Source organism: Enterobacter sp. 50588862, from assembly GCF_001462935.1.
Lineage (GTDB): Bacteria > Pseudomonadota > Gammaproteobacteria > Enterobacterales > Enterobacteriaceae > Enterobacter > Enterobacter bugandensis.
The window spans coordinates 190831-208664 of sequence record NZ_LNHM01000028.1; the positions used below are offsets into that span (position 1 = coordinate 190831).

The 17834-nt window shown below is 56.9% G+C and carries 12 protein-coding genes; 7 read left to right on the forward strand and 5 right to left on the reverse strand.

Features of this window, described 5'->3' with window-relative positions:
- Positions 1-11: 11 nt before the first annotated feature.
- Together clpA and APT89_RS13795 are read left to right on the forward strand one after the other, a co-directional pair.
- Positions 12-2291 (forward strand): ATP-dependent Clp protease ATP-binding subunit ClpA, encoded by a 2280-nt coding sequence (gene clpA / locus APT89_RS13785; RefSeq protein WP_028012550.1) that lies wholly within the window; start codon positions 12-14, stop codon positions 2289-2291.
- Between the two features lie 796 nt (positions 2292-3087).
- Entirely contained in the window at positions 3088-3537 is a 450-nt protein-coding gene (locus APT89_RS13795) for a hypothetical protein (RefSeq protein WP_060572713.1), read from the forward strand.
- A 70-nt stretch (positions 3538-3607) separates the two neighbouring features.
- Here the strand turns inward: APT89_RS13795 and infA are convergent, their stop codons facing one another.
- From infA to trxB, 5 genes are all read right to left on the reverse strand, one after another.
- Positions 3608-3826, reverse strand: a complete 219-nt coding sequence (infA, locus tag APT89_RS13800) for a translation initiation factor IF-1 (protein WP_002211347.1) — start codon at positions 3824-3826, stop codon at positions 3608-3610.
- Positions 3827-4110: 284 nt separating this feature from the next.
- Positions 4111-4815, reverse strand: a complete 705-nt coding sequence (gene aat, locus APT89_RS13805) for a leucyl/phenylalanyl-tRNA--protein transferase (RefSeq protein WP_041910636.1) — start codon at positions 4813-4815, stop codon at positions 4111-4113.
- Positions 4816-4860: 45 nt separating this feature from the next.
- Positions 4861-6582: a heme ABC transporter ATP-binding protein/permease CydC gene (cydC, locus tag APT89_RS13810; RefSeq protein ID WP_060572714.1), complete on the reverse strand. Its 1722-nt coding sequence runs from the start codon at positions 6580-6582 to the stop codon at positions 4861-4863.
- Entirely contained in the window at positions 6582-8348 is a 1767-nt protein-coding gene (cydD, locus tag APT89_RS13815; protein ID WP_041910634.1) for a heme ABC transporter permease/ATP-binding protein CydD, read from the reverse strand. The genes cydC and cydD overlap by 1 nt, the downstream gene beginning before the upstream one ends.
- A 114-nt stretch (positions 8349-8462) precedes the next feature.
- Positions 8463-9431, reverse strand: a complete 969-nt coding sequence (gene trxB, locus APT89_RS13820) for a thioredoxin-disulfide reductase (RefSeq protein WP_041910633.1) — start codon at positions 9429-9431, stop codon at positions 8463-8465.
- A gap of 544 nt (positions 9432-9975) precedes the next feature.
- Between trxB and lrp the strand changes: the two genes are divergently transcribed.
- The 5 genes from lrp to serS all read left to right on the forward strand — a co-directional run bounded on the left by lrp (position 9976) and on the right by serS (position 17781).
- Complete coding sequence (gene lrp, locus APT89_RS13825; protein ID WP_000228469.1) at positions 9976-10470, forward strand: leucine-responsive transcriptional regulator Lrp; 495 nt, start codon at positions 9976-9978, stop codon at positions 10468-10470.
- A 135-nt stretch (positions 10471-10605) separates the two neighbouring features.
- Complete coding sequence (locus APT89_RS13830; RefSeq protein ID WP_060572716.1) at positions 10606-14301, forward strand: DNA translocase FtsK 4TM domain-containing protein; 3696 nt, start codon at positions 10606-10608, stop codon at positions 14299-14301.
- Positions 14302-14428: 127 nt separating this feature from the next.
- Positions 14429-15043: an outer membrane lipoprotein chaperone LolA gene (gene lolA / locus APT89_RS13835; RefSeq protein WP_028012557.1), complete on the forward strand. Its 615-nt coding sequence runs from the start codon at positions 14429-14431 to the stop codon at positions 15041-15043.
- Between the two features lie 9 nt (positions 15044-15052).
- Positions 15053-16396, forward strand: a complete 1344-nt coding sequence (rarA, locus tag APT89_RS13840; protein WP_045630019.1) for a replication-associated recombination protein RarA — start codon at positions 15053-15055, stop codon at positions 16394-16396.
- A 92-nt stretch (positions 16397-16488) separates the two neighbouring features.
- Positions 16489-17781: a serine--tRNA ligase gene (gene serS / locus APT89_RS13845; protein ID WP_008499983.1), complete on the forward strand. Its 1293-nt coding sequence runs from the start codon at positions 16489-16491 to the stop codon at positions 17779-17781.
- The last annotated feature ends 53 nt before the right edge of the window (positions 17782-17834 follow it).

A 17834-nucleotide genomic window follows, 5' to 3' on the forward strand; every position in this document is an offset into this window, starting at 1 on the left:
GGGAGGTGCCTATGCTCAATCAAGAACTGGAACTCAGTTTAAACATGGCTTTCGCCAGAGCGCGTGAGCACCGACATGAGTTTATGACCGTCGAGCATTTACTGCTCGCACTGCTTAGCAACCCATCTGCCCGCGAAGCGCTGGAAGCCTGCTCCGTGGATCTGGTGGCGCTACGTCAGGAACTCGAAGCCTTCATCGAACAAACCACACCGGTGCTGCCAGCCAGTGAAGAGGAGCGCGACACGCAGCCGACGCTCAGCTTCCAGCGCGTGCTGCAGCGAGCGGTATTCCACGTCCAGTCTTCCGGACGTAGCGAAGTGACTGGCGCAAACGTCTTAGTCGCCATCTTCAGCGAGCAGGAGTCACAGGCTGCCTATCTGCTGCGCAAACACGAAGTCAGCCGCCTCGACGTGGTTAACTTTATTTCTCACGGAACGCGCAAAGACGAGCCTAACCAGGCATCGGATTCCAGCAATCAGGTCAATAACAATGAAGAGCAAGCAGGCGGGGAGGATCGTATGGAAAACTTCACCACCAACCTTAATCAGCTTGCTCGCGTTGGCGGCATCGACCCGCTGATTGGCCGCGATAAAGAGCTGGAGCGCGCGATTCAGGTGCTGTGCCGTCGCCGCAAGAACAACCCGCTGCTGGTGGGCGAGTCAGGCGTGGGTAAAACGGCGATTGCCGAAGGTCTTGCCTGGCGCATTGTGCAGGGCGACGTGCCGGAAGTGATTGCCGACTGCACCATCTACTCGCTGGATATTGGCTCGCTGCTGGCGGGCACTAAATACCGCGGTGATTTTGAAAAACGCTTCAAGGCGCTGTTAAAACAGCTGGAGCAGGACACCAACAGCATCCTGTTTATCGATGAGATCCACACCATTATCGGCGCGGGTGCGGCCTCCGGTGGCCAGGTGGATGCGGCTAACCTGATCAAACCACTGCTCTCCAGCGGCAAGATCCGCGTGATGGGCTCCACGACGTACCAGGAGTTCAGCAACATTTTTGAGAAAGATCGCGCGCTGGCGCGTCGTTTCCAGAAAATCGACGTCACCGAGCCGTCGGTTGACGAAACGGTGCAGATCATCAACGGCCTGAAAACCAAGTACGAAGCGCACCACGACGTGCGTTACACCGCGAAAGCGGTGCGTGCGGCGGTGGAGCTGGCGGTGAAATACATCAACGACCGTCACCTGCCGGATAAGGCGATTGACGTGATTGATGAGGCCGGGGCGCGTGCGCGCCTGATGCCGGCCAGCAAGCGTAAGAAAACCGTTAACGTGGCGGATATCGAGTCCGTGGTCGCCCGCATCGCGCGTATTCCTGAGAAGAGCGTTTCTCAGAGCGATCGCGATACGCTGCGCACCCTCGGCAATCGCCTGAAAATGCTGGTCTTTGGTCAGGATAAAGCCATTGAGGCCTTAACCGAAGCGATCAAGATGGCCCGTGCCGGCCTGGGGCATGACCACAAGCCCGTTGGTTCCTTCCTGTTTGCCGGTCCGACCGGCGTGGGGAAAACCGAGGTGACGGTTCAGCTCTCCAAAGCGCTGGGCATTGAGCTGCTGCGCTTTGATATGTCCGAATATATGGAGCGTCACACCGTCAGTCGTCTGATTGGTGCGCCTCCGGGATACGTGGGCTTTGACCAGGGCGGCCTGCTCACCGACGCGGTGATCAAGCATCCGCACGCGGTACTGCTGCTTGATGAAATCGAGAAAGCGCATCCGGACGTGTTCAACATCCTGTTGCAGGTGATGGACAACGGGACGCTGACCGATAACAACGGGCGCAAGGCGGACTTCCGCAACGTGGTGCTGGTGATGACCACTAACGCCGGGGTACGTGAAACGGAGCGCAAATCCATCGGCCTGATCCACCAGGATAACAGCACCGATGCGATGGAGGAGATCAAGAAGATCTTCACGCCGGAGTTCCGTAACCGTCTGGACAACATTATCTGGTTCGATCACCTGTCTACCGAGGTGATCCATCAGGTGGTGGATAAGTTCATCGTCGAGCTGCAGGTTCAGTTGGATCAGAAAGGCGTGTCGCTGGAAGTGAGCCAGGAGGCCCGCAACTGGCTGGCCGAGAAAGGCTACGACCGCGCGATGGGGGCCCGTCCGATGGCGCGCGTGATTCAGGACAACCTGAAGAAACCGCTGGCGAACGAGCTGCTGTTTGGCTCGCTGGTGGACGGCGGCCAGGTGACCGTGGCGCTGGATCAGGCGAAGAACGAACTGACGTACGATTTCCAGAGTGCGGCGAAGCACAAGCCGGAAGCGGCTCACTGAGTTAAACGTTAAACGTAAAAACCGGGCGAATGCCCGGTTTTTTTATGCCTGCCAGGGTAAAAGCAAAACGACAACAGTGTTGTCGTTTTTAGTGTTTTCTCCCTCTCCCTGTGGGCTGAGGGATCCCCAGTAAATTTGTTCTGAAGCGATGAAGATTGCTTCAGAGAAATGAATAACTTACAGCGATGTCCTGGTCCGGCTGTAAATCGCTGAGGCGTTTGCCTTCCGCTCGTCCCCGACAAGCCGGAAGGAATAAGCCGAAGGCACCGCGAAGCGGCGATTAAGCCGCCCTGGCACGTTCACAGGTCATGTCCTTACAGAGTAGCAAGGAACATAAAGTGAACGGAATGACCACCAGAGCCGTATGTTCCCCCTCACCCCAGCCCTCTCCCTCAAGGGAGAGGGGGTCGTCCGTGCTGGTATTATTTTCTGGGGATCCCTCAGCCCACAGGGAGAGGGTTGGAGTGAGGGCAACAGGCCGCAGAGGAATTTTGCGAGGCGCTTTCCAGTTTCTTTCGAAGTTAGTTGCTGGATAAATCCACAGTAATAAAATGGCGGCGCACCTGCAAAATCAGGTGCCAGGATTGGCGTCCTGAAAGTGTGTGAGCAGCAGTAATGCTGCAGGCTTCGTTCGCCCTAAGGAAAAGGGTATAATTCTGCATCTGGCGGGCGAATCGGAAGCTTCTTTTGAAGCGCCAGTAGCACACACACTGGTACGCCAATTCCTTTTCGTCCGCCGCCAGCAAATTGGCGTTTCCTGCGGTGGTAAATTCAAAGTGTGTGAAGGAATTACCGAATGAATACAGAAAACAATTTCGCCCATTTATACAGCGAACTCTCCCTCAACCCCGATCTCCCCACCCTGGCCGAGCGCTGCAAACTGCTCACCGAAATCCTCCTCGACTGCAAATCACTCCCGCAAACGCAGCCCGTTTGCCGCTGTCTCGGAGCCTGGCTGGAAGAGGTAAAAACCGGCCTCACAGAATCAATGCGTGATTTTCAGATAGTGGAATTTGAGAAAGAAGCGGAACAACCGCGACAAAAGGAGTGGCTGCTGGAAGATACAGATACAAAGTGTGATTACTGCCGGGCGTTGAATCATGTGCTGCTGGTGTCGCATTATGACCGCGATATGCTGCCGCACCTGACGGGATTACTCCATGACATGGCTCATTCTATGGCGGGGGATTTAATCGCTCCTGTACAACCATGGATGACAATACATCTTCCGATGCAACAACACTAACGCCATAAATAAAAAAGGCCGGGATTAACCCGACCTTTTATATATTCATCTGCCATTACAGGCGAAAAAATTAGCGACTACGGAAGACAATGCGGCCTTTGCTCAGGTCGTACGGGGTCAGTTCAACAGTCACTTTGTCGCCCGTCAAAATGCGGATGTAGTTTTTGCGCATTTTACCGGAGATGTGCGCAGTTACCACGTGACCGTTTTCCAGCTCTACGCGAAACATGGTATTAGGCAACGTATCAAGCACGGTACCCTGCATTTCAATATTGTCTTCTTTGGCCATCTAATCCTCTGGGGTATCACTACCAAGTTTTGAACCGGCAAGATAATGCCGAAATTCATCAATTAAGTAAAGAATTGCGCGATTAAAACGCAGCAAAACAGTTTCGGCGCATTGCCCAAGCGTCACGGTACAACCGAACAGGAAGCGCATTCGTAAAGGGGAGACGACAGGATAAACGTCAGGACGTTATCTGAAGCGAGGGTCCCAAACGGCGGCGGGGCAACAGGCAGAAGCTACTCTGCGGCATAATTATAACACCCTCACAAAAAATATGCGGAAAACATTTAAGCATTGGGCATAAAGAGCGTTCTGGGGATCCAGAAGTCGCGCGGTAGCTTCTCCTGACGGCAGGCGTCCAGATGCTCGATATACTGTCGTCGCGGGATGTCAACTGCACCGAGAGAGGCCGTGTGCTCGTTGAGCACCTGACAATCGATCAGGCGTCCGCCGCGCTGGGCAAAGGCCTCGCAGAAGACCAGTAGCGCGGTTTTCGAGGCGTTAACCGCACGGGAGAACATCGATTCGCCGCAAAACAGCGTACCTTGCGCCACACCGTACATGCCGCCAACCAGTTCCCCCTTTTCCCAAACCTCAATGGAGTGGGCGTAGCCAAGCTCATGGAGCTGGTGGTAGGCGTTGACGATATCGCGGGTGATCCACGTCCCTTCATGGCGATCTTCGGCACAGCCTTCGATCACCTGCCCAAAGGCGTGATTCAGTGTGACGCGATATGGGGATTTAGCATGGAAACGCTTCATGCTGCGGCTCAGATGGAACTGCGCTGGCCACAGCACGGCGCGCGGGTCGGGAGACCACCATAAAATCGGGTCGCCGGGAGAAAACCACGGGAAGATGCCGCGCTGGTAGGCCATTAATAGCCGCGCAGGGCTAAGGTCACCGCCAAGGGCCAGCAGCCCGTTGGGCTCACGCAGCGCTCCCTCCGGCGAAGGAAACGCGATGTTATGACGAGAAAGCTGGACCAGGCGCATGACAGCAAAACTCCAGTACGCGAGTGAGGACGCTACAAATATAGTCTACAGACGCTGTTTGAACTGGTAGTAGCGACCCTGTTTCGCCAACAGCTCTGCGTGACTACCTTGCTCAATAATGTGTCCGTTGTCCATCACAATTATCCGATCAAAACTTGCCAGCCCGCGCAGGCGGTGCGTCACCATCAGGACGGTTTTTCCTGCCATAACGTTTGCCAGTAAATCAAGGATTTGACTCTCGGTTGTCGCATCAAGCCCTTCTGTAGGTTCGTCGAGCAGCATCAGAGGTGCATCATGCAGCAGCGCGCGCGCAATGGCCAGACGGCGCAGCTCTCCGCCGGAAAGCTGACGACCACCTTCTCCCAGCCAGCTATTCAGTCCTTCGTCCTCAAGCAGCTTTTGCAGCCCGACCTGCTCCAGTACGGCGCGAAGATCATCGTCTGAAGCCTCTGGCGCGGCCAGCAGCAGGTTATCGCGCAGGGTGGCGCTAAACAGATGCACGCGCTGTGGAACAACGCTCACGGTCTTGCGCAGGGCCTGCTCGCTGAAATCAGTCAGCAACGTGTTATTAAAACGAATCTGACCGTGCTGTGGATCCCAGGCGCGCGTCAGCAGCTGCAGCAGCGTCGACTTACCGCAGCCGGTACGGCCGAGAATCGCAATCCGCTGCCCTGCATTAACGGAAAGGTTGATACCCTCCAGCGCGTTCTGCGCCTGTTTGTCATAGGCGAAGGTCACGTTATCAAGCGTCAGCGCCACCTGCTCAGGCACGGTGGTTTGCCCGGCACTGAACGTGACTTCAGGCTGCTGTTCGGCAATCTGAGTGATGCGCAGGGCAGAGGCGATCACCTGTCCAAGATGCTGGAAAGCGCCCGTCACCGGGGCCAGTGCCTCAAATGCGGCCAGCGCGCAGAAAACAAAGAGGGCAATAAGAGGGCCTGGCTGGGTATTACCGCCAATGCCGCCGGAAGCCAGCCACAGCATGGCGATCACCGCCACGCCGCCGATTAACACCATCAGCGCCTGCGAGAAGGCCGTCAGTTCCGACTGGCGGCGCTGGGCTTCATGCCAGTTCAGCTCCGTACTTTCCATTCGGGCACGGTAGCGCTTGCTGGCACCAAAAATGGTCAGCTCCGCCTGGCCCTGAAGCCAGGAGGTCAGCTGCTGGCGGTAATCCCCGCGCAGCCGCGTCAGGTTTTCCCCGGTGGATTTCCCGGCGCGATAAAACAGCGGCGGCAGAATAATGAGCGTCAGCAGCATAATTCCACCCAGCGTCAGCGCAACGGGAACATCCAGAACGGACAGCCCCAGCGTAACTACCACAATCACCACAAACGCGCCCACTATCGGGGAGATCACCCGCAGGTAAAGGTGGTCCAGCGTGTCGATATCCGCAACGACACGGTTCAGTAATTCGCCCTGGCGAAAACGCGCCAGCCCGGCAGGGGAGAGGGGAAGCAGTTTGCTGAAGGTGTAAATGCGCAGGTGCTGCAGGACGCGGAACGTCGCGTCGTGGCTGACCAGCCGCTCGAAATAGCGTCCGGCAGTACGGGTAATGGCGGTACCCCGCACGCCTGCCGCCGGCAGCATATAGTTGAAGCTGTATAATCCGGCGAACCCGGCTACGGCGGAGGCCGACAGGAACCAGCCGGAAAGCGTGAGCAGGCCGATGCTGGCAAGCAGCGTGACAATCGCCAGCACGATCCCCAGCGTCAGCATCCACTTGTGGCGTTTATAGAGCGCAAGATAAGGCAGCAGATCACGCATCAGATGTCCTCCTGACGGTTCGCCAGCAGGGCGGCGAACGGCCCCTGCGCGGCAACAAGAGCGGCGTAATCGCCTTGCTCAACAATATGACCGTTTTCCATCACCCAGATCTCATCCCAGTCAGCAATGCCTTCCAGCTGATGGGTAACCATCAGGGTGGTTTGCTGCAGGGAAGCGGCGCTCAGGGCCGCCATGACGCGCTGCTCGCTGTGTGAATCCAGGCTGGCAGCAGGCTCATCCAGCAGCATCAGCTGGCACGGGTTCAGCAGCGCACGGGCGACGGCCACGCGCTGTGCCTGGCCGACAGACAGCCCGGCAGACTGATCGCCTACCACGGTATCGACACCCTGCGGGAGCAGCGGCAGAAATTCACTGACCCACGCGCGGTCGAGAACGGACTGGAGTTCATCTTCACGAGCATCCGGGCGTGCCAGGAGCACGTTTTCGCGCAGCGTGGAAGCAGGTAGCTGAGGGTTTTGTCCGACCCAACTGAGCTGCTTACGCCAGGCGTCGGGATCGAGGTTACGCAGTTCAGTTTTGTTTATCCGCAGCGAACCGGTGTAGGCCATAAAACCGGATAACGCATTCAGCAGAGAACTCTTCCCTGAACCGCTGGTGCCGACCAGCACCACGCGTTTTCCGGCGGGCAGGCTAAAGTCCAGCGGGCCAGCCAGCACTTTTCCTTCCGGCGAGAGAATGCAGAAGTCGCTCGCGTCGATGGTTACCGGCTCTTTAGCGTTCAGCGCCACGTCACCGCGCTCCGGGTGCGCCAGCGGCGTCTCCAGGAAGGTTTTCAGGCTGTCGGCCGCGCCAACGGCCTGCGCTTTGGCATGATAGAAGGTCCCCAGGTCGCGAAGCGGCTGGAAAAACTCCGGAGCCAGGATGAGCGCGAGGAAACCGGCAGAGAGGGTCACCGCCGTGCCGTAGTGGCCGAAATCCAGCGCGCCGAGATAGGAGAAACCGAAATAAACCGCCACGAGGGCAATCGACAGCGAGGTAAAGAATTCCAGCACGCCGGACGAGAGGAACGCCAGGCGTAACACTTCCATCGTGCGCTGGCGGAAGTCCTGTGATGCCAGGCGAATGTTCTCGGTTTCCGCTTCACCGCGACCAAAAATACGCAGGGTTTCCATCCCGCGCAGACGATCGAGGAAATGTCCGCTCAGCCGGCCCAGCGCCAGGAAGTTGCGGCGGTTGGCATCAGCCGCCCCCATGCCGACCATCGCCATAAACAGCGGGATTAGCGGGGCGGTCCCCAGCAGGATCAGCGCCGCCACCCAGTTAACCGGGAAGATGGCAATAACAATCAACAGCGGCACAAAAACCGCCAGCGCCATCTGCGGAAGATAGCGCGCGTAGTAATCGTGCATATCGTCGATCTGCTCAAGGATCAGCGTCGCCCAGCTTCCGGCCGGTTTACCCTGGATCCACGCGGGCCCGGCTTCCTGCAGGCGGTCGAGCACCTGACGACGGATCTCGTAGCGGATATGCTGTCCGGCGTGGAAGCCGACACGTTCACGCAGCCACACCACCCAGGCGCGCAGGACAAAAACCAGGATCAGAACAATAAAGGGCAGCAGGAGCGCTTCGCGGGGAATGTTCTCCATGATCATGTGATTAAGAATGCGGGCCAGCAGCCATGCCTGGGCAACAATCAACAGACCGCTAACGAACCCCAGAAGACGGGAGATCGTAAGCCAGCGGCGGGAAATAACGCTTTGCTGTTTCAGCCAGCGTGTTAACTCTTGTTGACGGGTTTTTTCCATTGCGTATTTTGCAGGTGACGTTATAAGAAATTAGACATCTGCATGTTACACGCGAGCAAAAATAAAGGCGACCTGTGGCCGCCTTTATTTACGTTTGTTACTGACTTGTAAAGATTATTTACCTTGTTCAGCCAGTCCGTCGAGGTAGCGTTCAGCGTCCAGCGCGGCCATACAGCCGGTGCCCGCAGAGGTGATCGCCTGACGATAAATATGGTCCATCACGTCACCGGCAGCGAACACGCCCGGGATGCTGGTCTGGGTCGCGTTACCGTGAATGCCGGACTGCACTTTGATATAGCCGTTTTCCAGCTCCAGCTGGCCTTCGAAGATCCCGGTGTTCGGGCTGTGGCCGATTGCCACAAACAGGCCCGCCACTTCCAGCGTTTCGACGTTATCGGTGTTCTGGGTATCACGAATGCGCAGACCCGCAACGCCCATCTGATCGCCGGTGACTTCTTCCAGGGTACGGTTGGTGTGCAGCACGATGTTGCCGCTCGCCACTTTATCCATCAGGCGCTTAATAAGGATCTTCTCGGCGCGGAAGGTGTCACGACGGTGGATCAGATGCACCTCAGAGGCAATGTTCGCCAGGTACAGCGCTTCTTCCACCGCGGTGTTACCGCCGCCGATAACCGCGACTTTCTGGTTACGGTAGAAGAAACCGTCGCAGGTCGCACAGGCAGAGACGCCGCGGCCTTTGAACGCTTCTTCAGACGGCAGGCCGAGATAACGGGCAGAGGCGCCGGTGGCAATGATTAGCGCATCGCAGGTGTATTCACCGCTGTCACCCGTCAGGCGGAACGGACGGTTCTGCAAATCCACTTTATTAATGTGGTCGAACAGGATTTCGGTTTCGAATTTGGCGGCATGCTCGTGCATGCGTTCCATCAGCAGCGGCCCGGTCAGATCGTTCGGGTCGCCCGGCCAGTTTTCCACTTCCGTGGTGGTGGTCAACTGACCGCCTTTTTCCATGCCGGTGATCAGAACCGGCTGCAGGTTTGCGCGTGCAGCATAGACCGCCGCGGTATATCCCGCAGGTCCAGAACCAAGGATTAACAACTTACTGTGTTTGGTCGTGCCCATGAGATCCCCATTGTTGTTGGCAGGCAATGGGCTGGATTGTAGGGAATTTGTTGCCGTAAAAAAAGAGCACTGGGATTTTGCTTTCGATATATGCAATAGCTGCGCCCGATGAATCCAGTGCCGTTACGTCACATTTTCTACTGAAAACCGCTCGTTTATAAAGCAGTAAAATGAGGATTAATACCCCCCCGTAATGAATATCCGGCATCTTGTACTAAAAAACGATGTTTTGCTTTGACAATCCCCTGCGCATTTGCGAAAACATTCAAGGAAGAAAAAAAAACGCGTTAACCGTATGCCGCATAGGCATGCACGTAAATGCCATTTTTACCGTGTCAGTGAAATCTACGCATGGCGTGGACAGACGCCATACGTGATGTCGGTGACAGCCTTCGGGCAGCGGTCTTCTTACCAACAGAACCCGAATCCGCATCGCGTCTAATACATAACCAGGCGATGTGATGACTAACGGGTACAGGCTCTGAACAGTGATGTGCACAGGGTCCAGGCAGGAGTAGGGAAGGAATACAGAGAGACAATAATAATGGTAGATAGCAAGAAGCGCCCTGGCAAAGATCTCGACCGTATCGATCGTAACATTCTTAATGAATTGCAAAAGGATGGGCGTATTTCCAACGTCGAGCTTTCAAAACGTGTGGGACTTTCCCCGACGCCGTGCCTTGAGCGTGTGCGCCGACTGGAAAGACAGGGTTTTATTCAGGGCTATACAGCTCTGCTGAACCCGCATTATCTGGATGCCTCACTTCTGGTATTTGTTGAGATTACTCTGAATCGTGGTGCGCCGGATGTGTTTGAGCAATTTAACGCCGCTGTACAAAAACTTGAAGAAATTCAAGAGTGTCATCTGGTGTCCGGTGATTTCGACTACCTGTTGAAAACCCGTGTGCCTGATATGTCCGCCTACCGTAAGCTGCTGGGGGAAACCCTGCTGCGTCTGCCAGGCGTGAACGACACCCGTACCTATGTGGTGATGGAAGAGGTCAAACAGAGCAATCGTCTGGTTATTAAGACGCGCTAACACGGAACAGGTGCAAAATCAGCGTAGTTTGATTACACTCCTGTTAATCCATACAGCAACAGTGCCGGGGAGCCCCGGCGCTGTTGTCCGTTTTAGCAAACAGGCAGGATATGCCTGATACCTGGAGAGCCTTTCTTGAGCCAGGAATACACTGAAGACAAAGAAGTCACACTATCGAAGCTAAGCAGCGGACGTCGTCTCCTCGAGGCTTTGCTGATCGTTATTGCCCTTTTTGCCGTCTGGCTGATGGCAGCCTTACTCAGTTTCAACCCCTCCGATCCCAGCTGGTCGCAAACCGCGTGGCATGAGCCTATCCATAATTTAGGCGGCGTACCCGGAGCCTGGCTTGCGGACACGCTCTTTTTCATTTTCGGTGTGATGGCCTACACCATTCCCGTCATAATCATTGGCGGATGCTGGTTTGCATGGCGTCATCGTCAGAACGATGATTACATCGACTATTTTGCAGTTTCCCTGCGCCTGATTGGCGCCCTGGCGCTGATCCTCACCTCCTGCGGGCTGGCGGCGATTAATGCCGATGATATCTGGTACTTCGCCTCCGGTGGGGTGATTGGCAGCCTGCTGAGCTCTGCGCTACAGCCGATGCTTCACAGCAGCGGCGGCACGCTGGCGCTACTCTGCATCTGGGCGGCCGGGCTGACGCTGTTTACCGGCTGGTCATGGGTGAGCATCGCCGAGAAGATCGGCAGCTTTATTCTTACTATCCTGACCTTTGCGAGCAACCGTACCCGCCGCGACGATACGTGGGTCGATGAAGAAGAATATGAAGATGAGTACGAAGAGGAAGACGATGCGCCGGTGCAACGTCGTGAATCTCGTCGTGCCCGTATTCTGCGCGGTGCCCTGGCGCGTCGCCAGCGCGTTGCTGAAAAATTTGCCAACCCGCTTGGACGTAAAACCGACGCGGCGCTCTTCTCCGGTAAGCGTATGGATGAAGACGAGCAGGTGGAGTACCGCGCAGCGGGTAGTACAGTCGATCCTGATGATGTGCTTTTCTCCGGCAACCGGGCGATGCCGGGTGATTTCGATGAATACGATCCGCTGCTTAACGGCCATACCGTTACCGCGCCGGTTGCCGCGGCCGCAGCCGCAACGACAGCATCACAGGCGTATGCCGCGCCTGTCGAAGCCGTGATGCCATCCGCGCCGGTTCCGCCTCCGGAATCCGCTATTCAGCAGCCTCAGGTTGCCTGGCAGACCGCGCCGGGTGTCCACACGCCGGAGCCTGTTATCGCGCCGGAACCAGAGAGCTATATCCCCGTGCAGCAGGAGCAGTGGCAGCAGCCTTATCAGCCGCCGCAACCTGAGTATGAACAGCCGCACTATGAGCAGCCTGTGGCCCAGCCTTATCAGGAGTACGTGCCTGAACCGGTTGAACCTGTGCAGCCTTATGTTGAGCCTCAGCCTGAACCTGAGGTGGTGGAAGAGGTGAAACCGTCTCGTCCGCCAATGTACTATTTTGAAGAAGTTGAAGAACGCCGTGCTCGTGAGCGCGAACAGCTGGCGGCATGGTATCAGCCTGTGCCTGAACCGGTGCAGGAACCTGCGCCAAAAGCCCCGTCGGTTTCGGTTCCACCGGTCGACCCGACGCCTGCTGTTGCCCCCGTAGCGGAAAGCGTGAAGCAGGCGACCGCAGCCGCAGCGGCGGCGGCACCTGTCTTTAGCCTGGCAACGGGCGGTGCGCCGCGTCCGCAGGTGAAAGAAGGAATTGGTCCGCAACTGCCTCGCCCTAACCGCGTCCGCGTTCCAACCCGTCGTGAGCTTGCCTCCTATGGGATCAAGCTGCCTTCCCAGCGGATGGCCGAAGAGAAAGCGCGTGGGACGGACTACGAAGATGATGCTGATGAAATGCAGCAGGACGAGCTGGCGCGACAGTTCGCCGCGCAGCAGAATCAGCGCTACGGTGAAGACTATCAGCATGATGAACCGATGCTGGAAGACGAAGATGACGCGGCTGAAGCCGAATTAGCGCGTCAGTTTGCGGCAACCCAGCAGCAGCGTTACTCAGGTGAACAGCCAGCTGGTGCGAACCCGTTCTCATTATCGGATTTCGAGTTTTCGCCGATGAAAGATCTGGTGGATGATGGCCCGAGCGAGCCTCTGTTCACCCCAAGCGTGATGCCTGAAGCAGAGCCTGTGCGTCAGCCGCCAGCGCCGCAGGCACAGACTTACGCGCAGCCGCAGCAACCTGTTCAGCAGCCGTATGCGCAACCGCAGCAGCCACAACAGCAGCCGCCGCAGTACCAGCAGCCAGCACCGCAGCCGCAGGAGAGCCTGATTCACCCGCTGCTGATGCGTAACGGTGATAGCCGTCCGCTGCAGCGTCCGAGCACGCCGCTGCCGTCGCTGGATCTGCTGACGCCGCCACCGGCTGAAGTCGAGCCGGTTGATACGTTTGCCCTGGAGCAGATGGCCCGTCTGGTGGAAGCCCGTCTGGCAGACTTCCGCATTAAGGCGGATGTGGTGAACTACTCGCCGGGTCCGGTGATCACCCGTTTCGAACTGAACCTGGCGCCGGGCGTCAAAGCCGCGCGTATTTCTAACCTCTCCCGCGACCTGGCGCGTTCTCTGTCGACCGTGGCGGTACGTGTGGTGGAAGTGATTCCGGGTAAACCGTACGTTGGCCTTGAGCTGCCGAACAAGAAACGTCAGACCGTTTACCTGCGTGAAGTGCTGGATAACACCAAGTTTCGCGATAACCCATCTCCGCTGACCGTGGTGTTGGGTAAAGATATCGCCGGCGACCCGGTAGTGGCAGACCTCGCGAAAATGCCTCACCTGCTGGTAGCGGGTACCACCGGTTCCGGTAAATCGGTCGGCGTGAACGCCATGATCCTGAGCATGCTCTACAAAGCGCAGCCTGAAGACGTGCGTTTCATCATGATCGACCCGAAAATGCTCGAACTGTCGGTCTACGAAGGCATTCCGCACCTGCTGACGGAAGTGGTCACCGACATGAAGGACGCCGCCAACGCCCTGCGCTGGAGCGTCAATGAAATGGAGCGTCGCTACAAGCTGATGTCTGCGCTGGGCGTGCGTAACCTGGCCGGTTATAACGAGAAGATCGCCGAGGCGGCGCGCATGGGTCGTCCGATTCCGGACCCATACTGGAAGCCGGGTGACAGCATGGATGCTCAGCATCCTGTGCTGGAGAAACTGCCTTATATCGTCGTGCTGGTGGATGAATTCGCCGACCTGATGATGACCGTCGGGAAGAAAGTGGAAGAGCTGATCGCGCGTCTGGCACAGAAAGCGCGTGCGGCAGGTATTCACCTGGTGCTGGCGACTCAGCGTCCGTCCGTGGACGTTATCACCGGTCTGATTAAGGCGAATATTCCGACCCGTATTGCGTTTACCGTTTCGAGCAAAATCGACTCCCGTACCATTCTTGACCAGGGCGGCGCTGAGTCGCTGCTGGGAATGGGTGACATGCTGTACTCCGGCCCGAACTCCACCTCTCCGGTGCGCGTACATGGCGCGTTTGTTCGCGACCAGGAAGTACACGCCGTGGTGCAGGACTGGAAGGCGCGCGGACGTCCGCAGTACGTTGACGGCATTACCTCCGACAGCGAAAGCGAAGGCGGCGGTGGTGGCTTTGACGGCGGCGAAGAGCTGGATCCGTTATTCGACCAGGCGGTTAATTTCGTTACTGAAAAACGCAAAGCGTCCATCTCTGGCGTGCAGCGTCAGTTCCGCATCGGCTATAACCGCGCGGCGCGCATCATCGAGCAGATGGAAGCGCAGGGCATTGTGAGCGAGCAGGGGCACAACGGTAACCGTGAGGTGCTGGCTCCGCCGCCGTTTGATTAACCTTCAGCGATTGCAAAGAAGGGTAAATCAGCAAAAATTAAGCATATTCTTCTGTCGCCTGCCTTCGGGCAGGTCCAGAATAGAAACGGAAACCCCATTTCGGGAAGACGTATTTTAAGGAATAACAATGAAAAAAATCGCCATCGCCTGTGCATTACTCACCAGTTTTGTAGCCAGCAGCGTCTGGGCTGATGCAGCCAGCGACCTTAAAAGCCGACTGGATAAAGTAAGCAGCTTCCACGCCAGCTTCACGCAAAAAGTGACGGACGGCAGCGGCAACGCGGTGCAGGAAGGACAGGGTGATTTGTGGGTGAAACGCCCCAATCTGTTTAACTGGCATATGACCCAACCGGATGAGAGCATCCTGGTTTCTGACGGTAAAACCCTGTGGTTCTTCAACCCGTTTGTTGAGCAGGCCACTGCGACCTGGCTGAAAGACGCGACCAGCAATACGCCGTTTATGCTGATCGCCCGCAACCAGACCAGCGACTGGCAGCAGTACAACATTAAACAGAACGGTGATGAATTTGTCCTGACGCCGAAAGGCAGCAACGGCAATCTGAAGCAGTTCACCATCAACGTAAGCACCAACGGTACCATTAATCAGTTCGGCGCGGTTGAGCAGGACGATCAGCGTAGCAGCTACCAGCTTAAGTCTCAGCAAAACGGCGCCGTTGACGCATCGAAATTCACCTTTACCCCGCCGCAGGGCGTAACGGTGGACGACCAACGCAATAAGTAAGAGGCGTGAGTGAGCAACCTGTCGCTCGATTTTTCAGATAATGCGTTTCAACCTCTGGCCGCCCGTATGCGGCCAGAAAATTTAGCGCAGTACATCGGTCAGCAGCATCTGCTGGCTGCGGGGAAACCCTTGCCGCGCGCTATTGAGGCGGGGCATCTGCACTCCATGATCCTCTGGGGGCCGCCCGGCACCGGAAAAACCACGCTCGCTGAAGTGATTGCCCGCTATGCCAACGCGGACGTTGAGCGTATCTCGGCGGTAACGTCTGGCGTGAAGGAGATCCGCGAGGCGATCGAGCGCGCGCGTCAGAACCGCAATGCCGGACGCCGCACCATTCTCTTTGTCGATGAAGTCCACCGCTTCAACAAGAGCCAGCAGGATGCTTTCCTGCCGCACATTGAAGACGGGACGATCTTCTTCATCGGCGCCACCACGGAAAATCCATCGTTTGAACTCAACTCGGCGCTGCTGTCCCGCGCCCGCGTCTACCTGCTTAAATCCCTGACCACGGAAGATATCGAAAAGGTTCTGACGCAGGCAATGGACGACAAATCGCGCGGCTACGGCGGGCAGGATATCGTTCTGCCTGACGACACGCGACGTGCGATTGCGGAGCTGGTCAACGGCGATGCGCGCCGCGCGCTGAACACGCTCGAAATGATGGCTGATATGGCCGAAGTGGACGATGCGGGCAAGCGCGTATTGAAGCCTGAACTGCTCACCGAAATTGCCGGCGAGCGCAGCGCGCGTTTCGATAATAAAGGCGACCGTTTCTACGACCTGATCTCGGCGCTGCATAAGTCGGTGCGCGGCAGTGCGCCGGATGCGGCGCTCTACTGGTACGCACGTATCATTACCGCAGGTGGCGATCCGCTATACGTTGCGCGCCGCTGTCTGGCGATTGCGTCAGAAGATGTTGGCAATGCCGACCCGCGCGCCATGCAGGTTGCGCTTTCAGCCTGGGACTGCTTCACCCGCGTAGGCCCGGCGGAAGGCGAACGCGCCATTGCGCAGGCAATTGTCTATCTGGCCTGCGCGCCGAAAAGCAATGCGGTCTATACCGCGTTCAAAGCGGCGATGTCGGATGCGCGCGAGCGCCCGGACTATGATGTGCCGGTTCATCTGCGCAATGCGCCAACCAAACTGATGAAAGAGATGGGTTACGGGCAGGAGTATCGCTACGCCCATGATGAGCCTAACGCCTACGCTGCCGGGGAGGAATATTTCCCGCAGGAGATGGCACAAACGCGCTATTATCATCCCACAAACAGAGGTCTTGAAGGCAAGATTGGTGAAAAGCTCACCTGGCTCGCCGGACAGGATCAAAATAGCCCTATAAAACGCTACCGTTAGTTCAATCGTTGCGGTAATGTTGGCAATTGTATCCTTGTGACCGCAGGCTGTGGTCACATTTCCTATTTTAATTCGATAAGCACAGGATAAGCATGCTCGATCCCAATCTGCTGCGTAATGAGCCAGACGCAGTCGCTGAAAAACTGGCACGCCGGGGCTTTAAGCTGGATGTAGATAAGCTGCGCGCTCTTGAAGAGCGTCGTAAAGTACTGCAGGTACAAACTGAAAATCTGCAGGCAGAGCGTAACTCTCGATCGAAATCCATTGGCCAGGCGAAAGCGCGCGGGGAAGATATTGAGCCATTACGCCTGGAAGTGAACAAGCTGGGTGAAGAGCTGGATCAGGCGAAAGCGGAGCTGGACGTTCTTCAGGCCGAAATTCGTGACATCGCTCTGGCTATCCCGAACATTCCTGACGACAGCGTGCCTGTCGGCAAAGACGAGAACGACAACGTTGAAGTGAAGCGCTGGGGTACGCCTCGCGAGTTTGACTTCGAGGTGCGCGATCACGTGACGCTGGGCGAAATGCACGCGGGCCTGGACTTTGCCGCTGCGGTTAAGCTGACCGGCTCTCGCTTCGTAGTAATGAAAGGTCAGATTGCCCATCTGCACCGCGCCCTGGCGCAGTTCATGCTGGATCTGCACACCGAGCAGCACGGCTACAGCGAAACCTATGTTCCGTATCTGGTTAACCACGATACGCTGTACGGTACGGGCCAGCTGCCGAAATTTGCCGGCGATCTGTTCCATACTCGTCCGCTGGATGAAGAAGCAGACAGCAGCAACTATGCGCTGATCCCAACCGCGGAAGTGCCGCTGACCAACCTCGTGCGTGATGAGATCATTGACGAAGACGATCTGCCAATCAAGCTGACGGCACACTCTCCGTGCTTCCGTTCAGAAGCCGGTTCTTACGGTCGCGACACCCGTGGTCTGATCCGTATGCACCAGTTCGACAAAGTCGAGATGGTGCAGATTGTCCGTCCGGAAGAATCCATGGACGCGCTGGAAGAGATGACTGGCCATGCGGAAAAAGTGCTGGAGCTGCTGGGCCTGCCGTATCGCCGCATGGCGCTGTGCACCGGTGACATGGGCTTTGGTGCCTGCAAAACCTTCGACCTGGAAGTCTGGGTGCCCGCACAGAACACCTACCGTGAAATCTCCTCCTGCTCTAACGTCTGGGATTTCCAGGCGCGCCGCATGCAGGCACGCTGCCGCAGCAAATCTGACAAGAAAACCCGTCTGGTGCATACCCTGAACGGTTCTGGTCTGGCTGTTGGCCGTACGCTGGTTGCTGTGCTGGAAAACTACCAGCAGGCAGATGGCCGCATCGAGATCCCTGAAGTGCTGCGTCCATACATGAAAGGCCAGCAGTACATCGGCTAATTCTTTGCCTCACAACAAAAAAGCGCCTTCGGGCGCTTTTTTTATGCCTCTGA

What these genes read in the sequence shown, in the direction of transcription:
- APT89_RS13795 (WP_060572713.1), top strand. Translation starts at nt 3,088, where the DNA reads ATGAATACAGAAAACAATTTCGCCCATTTATACAGCGAACTCTCCCTC.
- infA (WP_002211347.1), bottom strand. Translation starts at nt 3,826, where the DNA reads ATGGCCAAAGAAGACAATATTGAAATGCAGGGTACCGTGCTTGATACG.
- trxB (WP_041910633.1), bottom strand. Translation starts at nt 9,431, where the DNA reads ATGGGCACGACCAAACACAGTAAGTTGTTAATCCTTGGTTCTGGACCT.
- clpA (WP_028012550.1), top strand. Translation starts at nt 12, where the DNA reads ATGCTCAATCAAGAACTGGAACTCAGTTTAAACATGGCTTTCGCCAGA.
- aat (WP_041910636.1), bottom strand. Translation starts at nt 4,815, where the DNA reads ATGCGCCTGGTCCAGCTTTCTCGTCATAACATCGCGTTTCCTTCGCCG.
- serS (WP_008499983.1), top strand. Translation starts at nt 16,489, where the DNA reads ATGCTCGATCCCAATCTGCTGCGTAATGAGCCAGACGCAGTCGCTGAA.
- lrp (WP_000228469.1), top strand. Translation starts at nt 9,976, where the DNA reads ATGGTAGATAGCAAGAAGCGCCCTGGCAAAGATCTCGACCGTATCGAT.
- cydD (WP_041910634.1), bottom strand. Translation starts at nt 8,348, where the DNA reads ATGGAAAAAACCCGTCAACAAGAGTTAACACGCTGGCTGAAACAGCAA.
- cydC (WP_060572714.1), bottom strand. Translation starts at nt 6,582, where the DNA reads ATGCGTGATCTGCTGCCTTATCTTGCGCTCTATAAACGCCACAAGTGG.
- lolA (WP_028012557.1), top strand. Translation starts at nt 14,429, where the DNA reads ATGAAAAAAATCGCCATCGCCTGTGCATTACTCACCAGTTTTGTAGCC.